A 12556-nucleotide genomic window follows, 5' to 3' on the forward strand; every position below is an offset into this window, starting at 1 on the left:
TACACAATTTTTTGAACCAATCCGCTTCACCGGCCGTTTCCCGCCCAGCCGCTCCCTTCTGTTGGCAAATACACGGGCAACTCAGGCTCCGAGCCGACGACAACGTCACAAGCTGACCAATCAGGCAGGTTTCTTGCAATGAAATTCCGGGCCGCTGCCAAGCGACAAAAGGGAAGAAATGCGGAAAAACAGACTTACAAATGATTTCAGAAGTTGTATACAATCATTCCATCCGGTGGTGCGACATCCCGACGCGGCCCGCCCACCCCCGCACAAACGCACAAGAAGGAAGACTGCAGTGAGCGCTGACTATCCTCGCGACCTGATCGGTTACGGCAACAACCCTCCTCACCCGCAATGGCCGGGCAACGCTCGCATCGCGCTGTCTTTCGTCCTCAACTACGAGGAAGGCGGCGAACGCAACATTCTGCACGGGGACAAGGAATCCGAAGCGTTCCTCTCCGAAATGGTCGCTGCCCAGCCGCTGCAGGGCGTGCGCAACATGAGCATGGAATCGCTCTACGAGTACGGCAGCCGCGCCGGCGTGTGGCGCCTGCTGAAGCTATTCAAGGACAGCGGCGTACCGCTGACCATCTTCGCCGTGGCCATGGCCGCCCAGCGCCACCCCGACGTGATCCGCGCCATGGTCGAAGCCGGCCATGAGATCTGCAGCCACGGCTACCGCTGGATCGACTACCAATACATGGACGAGGCCCAGGAGCGCGAGCACATGCTCGAAGCCATCCGCATCCTTACCGAAATCACCGGCGAACGCCCGCTGGGCTGGTACACCGGCCGCACCGGCCCGAACACCCGCCGCCTGGTGATGGAGGAAGGTGGCTTCCTCTACGACAGCGACACCTATGACGACGACCTGCCCTACTGGGAGCCGAACAACCCCACCGGCAAGCCGCACCTGGTGATCCCCTACACCCTCGACACCAACGACATGCGCTTCACCCAGGTACAAGGCTTCAACTGCGGCGAGCAGTTCTTCCAGTACCTCAAGGATGCCTTCGATGTGCTGTACGCCGAAGGTGCCGAAGCACCGAAAATGCTGTCGATCGGCCTGCATTGCCGCCTGGTCGGGCGCCCGGCGCGCCTGGCCGCGCTGAAGCGCTTCGTCGACTACGCCAAAAGCCATGACCAGGTCTGGTTCGCCCGTCGCGTGGACATCGCCCGCCATTGGCACACCACCCACCCGTACCAGAAAGAGAACGCCTGATGACCGCCTTCAAGACCCTCAAGCCATCCGCCCTGGACCGTGAAGCCTTCGTCAAGGCCTTCGCCGACATCTACGAGCACTCGCCCTGGGTTGCGGAAAAAGCCTACGACCTGGGCCAGCTGGCAGAACTGGACGAGATCGAGGCGCTGCACCAGCGCATGAGCGACATCCTGCTCAGCGCCAGCCACGCCGAGCAGCTGGCGCTGATCAACGCGCACCCGGACCTGGCCGGCAAAGCAGCCATCCAAGGCGAACTGACCGAGTCGAGCACCAATGAGCAGGCCGGCGCCGGTATCCACCAGTGCACCGCGGAAGAATTCGCCCGTTTCACCGAGCTGAACGACGCCTACAAGGCCAAATTCCAGTTCCCGTTCATCATGGCGGTAAAAGGCAGCAACCGGCACCAGATCCTCGCCGCTTTCGAAAAGCGCATCCACAACGACGCCGATGCCGAATTCAAGGAAGCCCTGGCGCAGATCAACCTGATCGCGCTGTTCCGCCTGCTGCAGCTGTAACCGGCGCGGCAACCCTTGAACCTGAACCAGAACAACGAACATAGAAGAGATATCCGCATGCGCACCCTGATGATCGAGCCCCTGAGCAAAGAAGCCTTCGCCCCCTTCGGAGACGTGATCGAAACCGATGGCAGCGACCACTTCATGATCAACAACGGCTCGACCATGCGCTTCCACAAGCTCGCCACGGTGGAAACCGCCGAGCCTGAAGACAAGGCGATCATCAGCATCTTCCGCGCCGACGCGCTGGACATGCCGCTGACCGTGCGCATGCTGGAACGCCATCCGCTGGGCAGCCAGGCTTTCATCCCGCTGCTCGGCAACCCCTTTCTGATCGTGGTCGCGCCGGTTGGCGATGCACCTGTATCAGGCTTGGTCCGAGCCTTCCGCAGTAATGGCAGGCAGGGCGTTAATTACCATCGCGGCGTCTGGCACCACCCGGTGCTGACGATCGAAAAGCGGGATGACTTCCTGGTGGTTGATCGCAGCGGTTCTGGCAACAACTGCGACGAGCATTACTTCACCGAGGAACAGATGCTGATCCTCAATCCCCACCAATAAGAAAAGGTCGGTCATGCAACGGCCCAGCCTGAGCGGGTGACCGGCAAGAGGTACATACTGTGGAAGCACACCTTCACGAATGGCTGAACCTGAGCATTCGCTGGGTTCACATGATCACCGGCGTAGCCTGGATCGGTGCATCGTTCTACTTCGTCTGGCTGGAGAACCACCTGAACCGAAGCAACCCGCGCGATGGGTTGTCGGGTGATCTCTGGGCAATTCACGGCGGTGGTATTTACCACCTGGAGAAATACAAGCTCGCACCACCGAAAATGCCCGAGAACCTGCACTGGTTCAAATGGGAAGCCTACTTCACCTGGATGTCCGGTATCGCCCTGCTGTGCGTGGTGTTCTACTGGAACCCGACGCTGTACCTGCTGGCCCCTGGCAGCACCCTGAGCGGTGCCGAAGGCGTGGCCATCGGTATCGGCTCGCTGATCGCCGGCTGGTTCATCTACGACTTCCTGTGCGACTCGCCCCTGGGCAAGAAGCCAGCGCTGCTCGGTGCCGTGCTGTTCGTGCTGATCATCGCCGCCTGCTGGGGCTTCAGCCTGGTGTTCAGCGGCCGTGGTGCGTACCTGCACACTGGCGCGATCATCGGCACCATCATGGTCGGCAACGTGTTCCGCATCATCATGCCGGCCCAGCGCCAGCTGGTGGCGGCAATCGAGAACAACCAGACGCCCGACCCGGTACTGCCTGCCAAGGGCCTGCTGCGCTCGCGCCACAACAACTACTTCACCCTGCCGGTGCTGTTCATCATGATCAGCAACCACTTCCCGAGCACCTACGGTAGCCAGTACAACTGGCTGATCCTGGCCGGTATTGCAGTAGCCGCGGTACTCATCCGCCACTACTTCAACACCCGCCATGACAGCAACAAGTACGCCTGGACCCTGCCGGTCGGTGCCCTGGCGATGATCTGCCTGGCCTACGTGACCGGCCCCAAGCCGATGCCCTCCAGCCCTGAGCAGGCCGCAGCGAAGGTCGAGTACCAGCCGCTGCCGGCGACCGCTGTTGGTGGCAAGACCGCTGCCGAGCAACGCGCCGAGGACGCCGCCAAGGCTGCCGCAGCACCTGCCGCGCCCGCCGAAGCCCCAGCCCAGGCCACGGCCCAGGCGGGCGGCGAGAGCTTCGACAAGATCCACAATGTCATCCAGGAACGCTGCACCGTGTGCCACTCGTCCAAGCCGACCAGCCCACTGTTCAGCAGCGCGCCTGCTGGCGTGATGTTCGACACCCCGCAGCAGATCCAGGCCCAGGCCGCGCGCATCCAGGCGCAAGCGGTCGCCAGCCAGATCATGCCGCTGGGCAACATCACCCAGATGACCACCGAAGAGCGCAAGCTCGTCGGTGACTGGATCGCCAAAGGCGCGCCGGTCAACTGAAACACAATCGTCGGGATCACACCGCTCCCTGTGGGAGCGGGTTTACCCGCGAAGAGGCCGGCAATACCGGCCTCGAACTTGAAGATTCACGCAACAAGCAAGCATCGAGCGTCAGCCCCAGGCGGGAACCCCAGGCTCTCCTCAGCGAGAGCCTGCCGCTTGGCGCCGGCGCTTGGATCCGAGAATAAAAACAAAACTCGAGGTGCTGCATGTCCGAGTCACGCAAGGCGTATATCCCTGTTGCGCCGCCGCGAGAGCCCTTGCCCCTGCTCCAGCTGATCCTGGTTGGCCTGCAACATGTCCTGCTGATGTACGGTGGCGCGATCGCCGTGCCGCTGATCATTGGCCAGGCCGCCGGGCTGTCCCGTGAAGAAGTCGCTTTCCTGATCAACGCCGACCTGCTGGTAGCGGGTGTCGCCACCATCATCCAGTCATTCGGTATCGGCCCGGTGGGCATCCGCATGCCGGTGATGATGGGGGCCAGTTTCGCTGCCGTCGGCAGCATGGTGGCCATGGCCGGCATGCCCGGCGTGGGCCTGCAGGGGATCTTCGGCGCGACCATCGCCGCCGGGTTCTTCGGCATGCTGATCGCGCCGTTCATGTCCAAGGTCGTACGGTTCTTCCCACCCCTGGTCACCGGCACGGTGATCACCTCGATCGGCCTGTCACTGTTCCCGGTGGCGGTCAACTGGGCCGGCGGCGGCCAGCAGGCTGGCACCTTCGGTGCGCCGATCTTCCTGTTGGTGGCCGGCCTGGTGCTGGCGGTGATCCTGCTGATCAACCGCTTCATGCGTGGGTTCTGGGTCAACGTGTCGGTGCTGGTAGGCATGGGCCTGGGCTATATCCTGGCCGGCGCCATCGGCATGGTCGACCTGTCGGGCCTGAGCCAGGCACCGTGGCTGCAAGTGGTCACCCCACTGCACTTCGGCATGCCGACCTTCAGCCTGGCACCGATCCTGTCCATGTGCCTGGTGGTGGTGATCATCTTCGTCGAATCCACTGGCATGTTCCTGGCGCTGGGCAAGGTGACCGGCCGTGAAGTGACCCCTGGCATGCTGCGTCGCGGCCTGTTGTGCGATGCCGGTGCCTCCTTCGTCGCCGGCTTCTTCAACACCTTCACCCACTCCTCGTTCGCCCAGAACATCGGCCTGGTGCAGATGACCGGGGTACGCTGCCGCTATGTCACCGTGGTGGCCGGTGCGCTGTTGATCCTGCTCAGCTTGCTGCCCAAGGCGGCCTTGCTGATTGCCTCGATCCCGCCTGCGGTACTGGGCGGCGCCTCCATCGCCATGTTCGGCATGGTTACCGCCACCGGGATCAAGATTTTGCAGGAGGCGGACATTGGCGACCGCCGCAACCAGTTGCTGGTTGCGGTGAGCGTCGGCTTCGGGCTGATCCCCGTGGTACGCCCGGAGTTCTTCGCCCAGATGCCGCAGTGGATGGAACCCATCACCCACAGTGGCATCGCCATGGCCACGGTCAGTGCGCTGGTGCTCAACGTGCTGTTCAACATCCTCGGCGGTGCCGATCGCGCGGCGCACAACGCCTGCCATCAGCACTGAAGCAACCCGCCTGGAGCAACAGGGGGCGGCGCATAGCCGCCCCCGCCTCGACCTCGTCGTAAACGCTGTACCGTCGGCCCGCCGGAATGGGCCGCCCGGGGCGCCTGCGCGCCAAAAAAACCCAACAAAAACAATAAGTCCGGGAACCACAACATGAAACGCATCACCTCGTCCCTCTTGCTGGGCAGCAGCCTGCTGGCCACCCTCCCCGCCCACGCCGGGGAATGGCTGCAGTGGCACGGCGAAAGCCTGACCTACCTGTATGGCAAGGACTTCAAGGTCAACCCCCGCATCCAGCAGACGATCACCTTCGAGCACGCCAACAAATGGAAGTACGGCGACACCTTCATGTTCGTCGACAAGGTCTTCTACAACGGCAAGGCCGACCCCGGCAAAGGCGTCACCAGCTACTACGGGGAGTTCAGCCCGCGCCTGTCGCTGGGCAAGATCACCGGCCACAAGTTCGAACTGGGCCCGATCAAGGATGTGCTGGTCGCCATGACCTACGAGCGCGGCGAGGGCGACAACGAGGCCTACCTGATCGGCCCTGGCTTCGACCTGGCCATCCCCGGCTTCAACTATTTCACCCTGAATTTCTACCTGCGTAACACCGAAGGCAGCCGCCCCGGTGACAACGTCTGGCAGATCACCCCGGCCTGGTCCTACACCGTGCCCGTGGGCAAGTCCGACATTCTGATCGACGGTTACATGGACTGGGTGGTGGACAACGACCAGACCCGTCGCGGGACCTACCACGCCAACCTGCAGTTCAACCCGCAGGTCAAGTACGACCTGGGCAAAGCCCTCGGCCTGGGCGCCAAGCAGCTGTACGTGGGCATCGAGTACAGCTACTGGAAGGACAAGTACGGCATCGACAGCCAAGGCAACGTCGACAGCAACCAGAGCGTCACCAGTGCGCTGGTCAAGGTGCACTTCTAAGAAGTTGACCAAACGCACAAGTTTGGTCCGTCGCGCTCCAGGACGGAGCACTTGAGGCAAGGCGCGCAAGCCAGTAATCTGCGCGCCCCCTCGATCAGGGCAGAACGGATTCTGCCTGCGTTTACTGACCGCTCAGTCAATGAATACGGGCGGTTGGCCAACGTGTTGCCAGCCTGAAAGACCCTTTTCATCCGTTCAGAACGAAGTCGAGCAGGAAGGTTTTGCCAGCCCGGGAAAGTTGGCTCAACCCTTGCCAAACAGCTGTGGCCTATCGAAAAAAACTGACTCGAAAGACAAAAAAAGCGCGATAACGCGCTGACAACAGATCAATCAAGGGAGCGAAATTCGCAATGCGTACCATCAACAGCCTGATCCTCGCCGGCGGCCTGCTGGCCTGCGGCACCACCTTTGGCGGCGACCTGCTGCAATGGCAGAACAACAGCCTGACCTACCTGTGGGGCAAGAACTTCAAGGTCAACCCGGCGATCCAGCAAACGCTCACCTTCGAGCACGCCGACGCCTGGAAGTATGGCGACAACTTCATCTTCGTCGACAAGATCTTCTACCAGGGCCAGAAAGACGCCGGCAACGGCCCGAACACCTACTATGGCGAGATCAGCCCGCGCCTGTCCTTCGGCAAGATCTTCGATCAGAAGCTCGAGTTCGGCCCGGTCAAGGATGTGTTGCTGGCGATGACCTACGAGTTTGGCGAGGGTGACACCGAGTCGTACCTGATCGGCCCCGGCTTCGACCTGGCCATCCCCGGGTTCGACTACTTCCAGCTGAACTTCTACAACCGCACCACCGATGGCAGCCGCGCTGGCGACAATGTATGGCAGATTACCCCGGTGTGGTCGTACACCATCCCGGTCGGTTCTTCCGACGTGCTGATCGACGGCTTCATGGACTGGGTGGTGGACAACGACGAGAACCGTCGCGGCACCTACCAGGCCAACCTGCACTTCAACCCGCAGATCAAGTACGACCTGGGCAAGGCCTTGCACCTGGGTGAGAAGCAGTTGTACGTGGGTGTGGAATACGACTACTGGAAGAACAAGTACGGCATCAAGGATTCCGATGCCTTTACTACTGACCAGAACACCATGAGCTTCTTGCTCAAGGTTCATTTCTGAGTTGAACCTTCGGGGCCGCGTTGCGGCCCATTCGCTACCAACCTCGCTCCCACAGGCGCAGCGCACCGTGTAGGAGCGGGTTTACCCGCGAACCGGGGCTACGCCCCGGCCACGCACCTCAATTGGCCGGCCGAACCGCCCGCCACAGTTTCCCTGCCAGGCTTACCAGGGCCAGCACCACCGCACCGGCCACAACCCCGACGCCGCCATTCAGCAGCGCTACGGTCAACGCCCCGCCACGCCCTTCACTGATCGCCTCGATGGCGTGATGCAGCGGCGCGATGCCATGCACCAGGATTCCGCCGCCGACCAGGAACATCGCCGCAGTGCCGATCACCGACAGGCTCTTCATCATGTACGGCGCGGCCCACAAGATGCCGTTACCCACCGCCTGGGCCAGGCGTGATGCCTTGCGGGTCATCCACAGCCCGAGGTCATCGAGCTTGACGATGCCGCCCACCAGCCCGTACACACCGATGGTCATGACCACCGCGATGCCCGACAGCACGATGATCTGCTGGCTCAACGGTGAGTCAGCGACGATGCCCAGGGTAATGGCGATGATTTCCGCCGAAAGGATGAAGTCGGTGCGCACCGCGCCCTTGATCTTGGTTTTCTCGTACGCCACCAGGTCGACATTGGCGTCCGCCACAGCTTCCTTGTGGGCCTCGTGCTGCGCCTCATCCTCCTCCTTGCTGTGCAGGAACTTGTGCGCCAGCTTCTCGAAGCCCTCAAAGCACAGGTAGGCACCGCCGAGCATCAGCAGCGGTATCACCGCCCAGGGAATGAACGCACTGATCAACAGCGCCGCCGGTACCAGGATGGCCTTGTTCACCAACGACCCTTTGGCCACCGCCCACACCACCGGCAGCTCGCGATCGGCGCGCACGCCGGTGACCTGCTGGGCGTTCAGCGCCAGGTCATCGCCCAGCACCCCTGCGGTCTTTTTTGCCGCGACCTTGGTCATCAGCGAGACGTCATCGAGCACCGTGGCGATGTCGTCGATCAGTACCAGTAGACTGCTTCCTGCCATGTTTGTCTGCTTCCGGATGAATGAATGCTGCCGATTCTAGCGCAAAGCCGCTGCCTTGAGCCCCCGTCGAGCCCGGTGCTACCATGCCCGATCCCTCTTAGAGGTGGCCAGACACGAGGAAGATCCCTGACCATGAGCACCATTCGCGAGCGCAACAAGGAACTGATCCTGCGCGCGGCCAGCGAGGAATTCGCCGACAAGGGCTTCGCCGCCACCAAGACCAGCGATATCGCGGCCAAGGCCGGCCTGCCCAAGCCGAACGTGTATTATTACTTCAAGTCCAAGGACAACCTCTACCGCGAGGTGCTGGAAAGCATCATCGCGCCGATCATGCAGGCGTCGACCCCGTTCAATGCCGACGGCGACCCGAAAGAAGTGCTGAGTGCCTACATTCGCTCGAAGATCCGCATTTCGCGCGACCTGCCGCATGCGTCCAAGGTGTTCGCCAGCGAGATCATGCACGGTGCCCCGCACCTGTCGCCGAACCAGGTGGCGCAGTTGAACGAGCAGGCCCGGCACAACATCGAATGCATCCAGCGCTGGATCGACCGCGGGCAGATCGCCCACGTCGACGCGCATCACCTGATGTTCAGCATCTGGGCAGCGACCCAGACCTATGCCGATTTCGACTGGCAGATCTCGGCGGTGACCGGCAAGGCCAAGCTGGCCGACAGCGATTATGACGCTGCGGCGGAGACCATCATCCGCATGGTACTCAAGGGGTGTGAGCCCGAGGTGGCCTGACCCTCGGCGCTGGCTGCTGCGCGGATGAACCCGTTCCCACAGAGGCACCATGAGCTTCTAAGCCTGTGATGGTCCTGTGGGAGCGGGTTCACCCGCGAATAGGCCTGAACAGGCAATAGAGAATCAGGCTGCTACACCGGCATCCGCTCTCAACCCCACCTCCTCGATCGCACTGATCGCGCACTGCTCGTCGATATCCGACGTATCCCCGCTGATCCCTACGGCACCCAGCACCTTGCCGTCCTGATCACGCACCAGCACGCCACCCGGCGCCGGCACCACCGGCCGTTCACCCAAGCCGTTCAGCGCGGCAAAGAACGCTGGCCGTTGCTGCGCATCCAGCGCCAGCAAGCGCGAGCCCTTGCCCAGCGCAATCGCGCCCCAGGCCTTGCCAGTAGCCACCTGCGGGCGAATCAGGCTGGCACCGTCTTCGCGTTGCAGCGCCAGCAGGTGGCCGCCGGCGTCCAGTACCGCCACGGTCAGCGGTGCAGCATTGATCTTGCGGCCCGCCGCCAGCGCGGCATTCACCAGGCTGACCGCGACTTTCAGGTTCAAAGCGTTCATGGAAAGGTCCTCTTCTTGTTGTGAGAAGCCCTGAGGGCAGTTGAAAACAATAGGACCAATAGAACACAACGAGTTGCATTTTTGTATACAATATTTTGAAACGATCGTATGCGATGATGCAAACGCCCGTTTTCTTGGGCGCTCGAACGAAAGCATCCACTGCCGACGAAAACCCGTTGACCTGAGCGGCCAGCCATGAATACACTCTGGCGCAAAGCAAGTTGTATACAATTACAAAATCGATGAGGCACAAACCATGAGCAAAATGAGAGCAATCGATGCAGCCGTTCTGGTCATGCGCCGTGAAGGTGTAGATACCGCGTTCGGCATCCCGGGGGCTGCCATCAACCCGTTGTACTCGGCCCTGAAGAAAGTCGGTGGCATCGATCACGTCCTCGCTCGCCACGTCGAAGGCGCCTCGCACATGGCCGAGGGTTATACCCGCGCCAACCCGGGCAACATCGGCGTGTGCATCGGTACCTCCGGCCCAGCCGGCACCGACATGGTCACCGGCCTGTACAGTGCCTCGGCCGACTCCATCCCGATCCTCTGCATCACCGGCCAGGCGCCGCGCGCGCGCCTGCACAAGGAAGACTTCCAGGCGGTCGACATCACCAACATCGTCAAGCCGGTAACCAAGTGGGCCACTACCGTTCTGGAGCCAGGCCAGGTGCCTTATGCGTTCCAGAAAGCCTTCTATGAAATGCGCACCGGCCGCCCAGGCCCGGTACTGATCGACCTGCCGTTCGACGTGCAGATGGCCGAGATCGAGTTCGACATCGACGCCTACGAACCGCTGCCCGTGCACAAGCCGTCCGCCACCCGGGTACAGGCCGAAAAAGCCCTGGCCCTGCTCAATGACGCCGAGCGCCCGTTGCTGGTTGCCGGTGGTGGGGTCATCAACGCCGACGCCAGCGACAAGCTGGTCGAGTTCGCCGAACTGACCGGCGTACCGGTCATCCCGACCCTGATGGGCTGGGGCACCATCCCTGACGACCACGCGCAGATGGTCGGCATGGTCGGCCTGCAGACCTCGCACCGCTATGGCAACGCCACCCTGCTGAAATCCGACCTGGTGTTCGGCATCGGTAACCGTTGGGCCAACCGCCACACCGGCTCGGTCGACGTCTACACCGAAGGCCGCAAGTTCATCCACGTCGACATCGAGCCGACCCAGATCGGCCGGGTGTTCACCCCCGACCTGGGTATCGTTTCCGACGCCGGCAAGGCGCTGGACGTGTTCCTCGAAGTGGCCCGCGAGTGGAAAGCCGCAGGCAAGCTGAAGTGCCGCAAGGCCTGGCTGGAAGACTGCCAGCAGCGCAAGGCCAGCCTGCAGCGCAAGACCCACTTCGACAACGTGCCGGTCAAGCCGCAACGCGTTTACGAAGAGATGAACCAGGTGTTCGGCAAGGACACCTGCTACGTCAGCACCATCGGCTTGTCGCAGATCGCCGGTGCGCAGTTCCTGCACGTGTACAAGCCACGCCACTGGATCAACTGCGGCCAGGCCGGCCCGCTGGGCTGGACCATCCCTGCTGCCCTGGGCGTGGTCAAGGCCGACCCGAAACGCAAGGTGGTCGCGCTGTCGGGTGACTACGACTTCCAGTTCATGATCGAAGAACTGGCGGTGGGCGCGCAGTTCAACCTGCCGTACGTGCACGTGCTGGTGAACAACGCCTACCTCGGCCTGATCCGTCAGGCACAGCGTGGCTTCGACATGGATTACTGTGTACAACTGGCGTTCGAGAACATCAACGCCACCGACGCCGCCACCTACGGTGTCGACCACGTTGCCGTGGTCGAGGGCCTGGGCTGCAAGGCCATCCGCGTGTTCGAGCCGGCAGACATCGCCCCTGCCCTGCTCAAGGCACAGAAGATGGCCGAAGAGTTCCGTGTGCCGGTGGTGGTCGAAGTGATTCTCGAGCGCGTCACCAACATTTCCATGGGCACCGAGATCAACGCGGTCAACGAGTTCGAAGACCTGGCCCTGGTCGGCAACGACGCGCCAACCGCCATCTCGCTGCTGGACTGATCGCCTGACGCCCCCGTGCCGGCCCCTGTTGCAGGGGCGCCGGGGGCCTTCACCGCAAGGAGACACACCATGCCTCGCTTCGCTGCCAACCTGTCCATGCTGTTCACCGAACAGGACTTCCTGGCCCGCTTCAAGGCTGCCGCCGATGCTGGTTTCAGCGGCGTCGAATACCTCTTCCCGTATGACTTCAGCGCCGCCGAGATCAAGCAGCAGCTGGAGGCCAACGGCCTGACCCAGGTGCTGTTCAACCTGCCGGCCGGCGACTGGGCCAAAGGCGAGCGTGGCATCGCCTGCCACCCGGACCGCGTCGCGGAGTTCCGCGCCGGGGTCGACAAGGCCATCGAATACGCCAAGATGCTGGGCAACACCCAGGTCAACTGCCTGGCCGGCATTCGCCCACAAGGCCCGGACTGCGCCACCGTGCGCAAGACCTTCGTGGAGAACCTGCGCTACGCCGCCGACAAGCTGAAAGCCGCCGGGATCCGCCTGGTCATGGAAATGATCAACACCCGCGACATCCCCGGCTTCTACCTGAACACCACCAAACAGGCCCTGGAAATCCAGGCCGAAGTGGGCAGCGACAACCTGTTCCTGCAGTACGACATCTACCACATGCAGATCATGGAAGGTGACCTGGCACGCACCATGGAAGCCAACCTGAAGCTGATCAACCACATCCAGCTGGCCGACAACCCGGGCCGTAACGAACCCGGCACCGGCGAGATCAACTACCGCTTCCTGTTCGAGCACCTGGACCGCATCGGCTACCAGGGCTGGGTGGGCGCGGAGTACAAGCCGCTGACCACCACCGAAGCGGGCCTGGGCTGGCTGAAGACCCATAACGCAATTTAAGAAACAAC

Annotated in this window: 12 protein-coding genes; 10 read left to right on the forward strand and 2 right to left on the reverse strand. The window is 62.3% G+C overall.

The features are described 5' to 3' along the window. Positions 1-298 precede the first annotated feature (298 nt). The 7 genes from puuE to HU763_RS16680 all read left to right on the forward strand — a co-directional run bounded on the left by puuE (position 299) and on the right by HU763_RS16680 (position 7323). Complete coding sequence (puuE, locus tag HU763_RS16650; protein WP_170030999.1) at positions 299-1225, forward strand: allantoinase PuuE; 927 nt, start codon at positions 299-301, stop codon at positions 1223-1225. Continuing rightward, a complete protein-coding gene (gene uraD, locus HU763_RS16655) occupies positions 1225-1740 on the forward strand; it encodes a 2-oxo-4-hydroxy-4-carboxy-5-ureidoimidazoline decarboxylase (protein ID WP_170031001.1) in 516 nt (171 codons plus the stop codon). The genes puuE and uraD overlap by 1 nt, the downstream gene beginning before the upstream one ends. 57 nt (positions 1741-1797) lie before the next feature. Continuing rightward, positions 1798-2301 (forward strand): ureidoglycolate lyase, encoded by a 504-nt coding sequence (locus HU763_RS16660; protein ID WP_056801462.1) that lies wholly within the window; start codon positions 1798-1800, stop codon positions 2299-2301. Between the two features lie 59 nt (positions 2302-2360). Then, positions 2361-3689 carry a urate hydroxylase PuuD gene (locus tag HU763_RS16665; protein ID WP_186688429.1) on the forward strand — a complete coding sequence of 443 codons (1329 nt, stop codon included), beginning with the start codon at positions 2361-2363 and terminating at the stop codon, positions 3687-3689. Positions 3690-3898: 209 nt separating this feature from the next. Further along, on the forward strand, positions 3899-5251 hold the full coding sequence (locus HU763_RS16670) for a nucleobase:cation symporter-2 family protein (RefSeq protein WP_186688431.1): 1353 nt from the start codon (positions 3899-3901) through the stop codon (positions 5249-5251). A gap of 153 nt (positions 5252-5404) precedes the next feature. Beyond that, positions 5405-6190, forward strand: coding sequence for an outer membrane protein OmpK (locus HU763_RS16675; RefSeq protein ID WP_170031007.1), 786 nt, complete (start codon positions 5405-5407; stop codon positions 6188-6190). A gap of 350 nt (positions 6191-6540) precedes the next feature. Beyond that, complete coding sequence (locus HU763_RS16680) at positions 6541-7323, forward strand: outer membrane protein OmpK (protein WP_186688433.1); 783 nt, start codon at positions 6541-6543, stop codon at positions 7321-7323. Between the two features lie 118 nt (positions 7324-7441). Here HU763_RS16680 and HU763_RS16685 read toward each other — a convergent pair whose 3' ends face one another. Continuing rightward, positions 7442-8356, reverse strand: coding sequence for a DUF808 domain-containing protein (locus HU763_RS16685; protein ID WP_186688435.1), 915 nt, complete (start codon positions 8354-8356; stop codon positions 7442-7444). A gap of 132 nt (positions 8357-8488) precedes the next feature. On the opposite strand from HU763_RS16685, the gene HU763_RS16690 reads away from it, so the two are divergent. Further along, positions 8489-9100, forward strand: coding sequence for a TetR/AcrR family transcriptional regulator (locus tag HU763_RS16690; protein ID WP_013973538.1), 612 nt, complete (start codon positions 8489-8491; stop codon positions 9098-9100). 123 nt (positions 9101-9223) lie between these two features. On the opposite strand, the gene HU763_RS16695 is transcribed toward HU763_RS16690, so the two are convergent. Then, positions 9224-9664 (reverse strand): GlcG/HbpS family heme-binding protein, encoded by a 441-nt coding sequence (locus tag HU763_RS16695; protein WP_170031013.1) that lies wholly within the window; start codon positions 9662-9664, stop codon positions 9224-9226. Between the two features lie 256 nt (positions 9665-9920). On the opposite strand from HU763_RS16695, the gene gcl reads away from it, so the two are divergent. Together gcl and hyi are read left to right on the forward strand one after the other, a co-directional pair. After that, positions 9921-11696, forward strand: a complete 1776-nt coding sequence (gcl, locus tag HU763_RS16700) for a glyoxylate carboligase (RefSeq protein WP_186688437.1) — start codon at positions 9921-9923, stop codon at positions 11694-11696. Positions 11697-11765: 69 nt separating this feature from the next. Further along, positions 11766-12548 carry a hydroxypyruvate isomerase gene (gene hyi / locus HU763_RS16705; RefSeq protein WP_186688440.1) on the forward strand — a complete coding sequence of 261 codons (783 nt, stop codon included), beginning with the start codon at positions 11766-11768 and terminating at the stop codon, positions 12546-12548. The last annotated feature ends 8 nt before the right edge of the window (positions 12549-12556 follow it).

The sequence above is a fragment of the Pseudomonas anuradhapurensis genome (genome assembly GCF_014269225.2).
Taxonomy (GTDB): domain Bacteria; phylum Pseudomonadota; class Gammaproteobacteria; order Pseudomonadales; family Pseudomonadaceae; genus Aquipseudomonas; species Aquipseudomonas anuradhapurensis.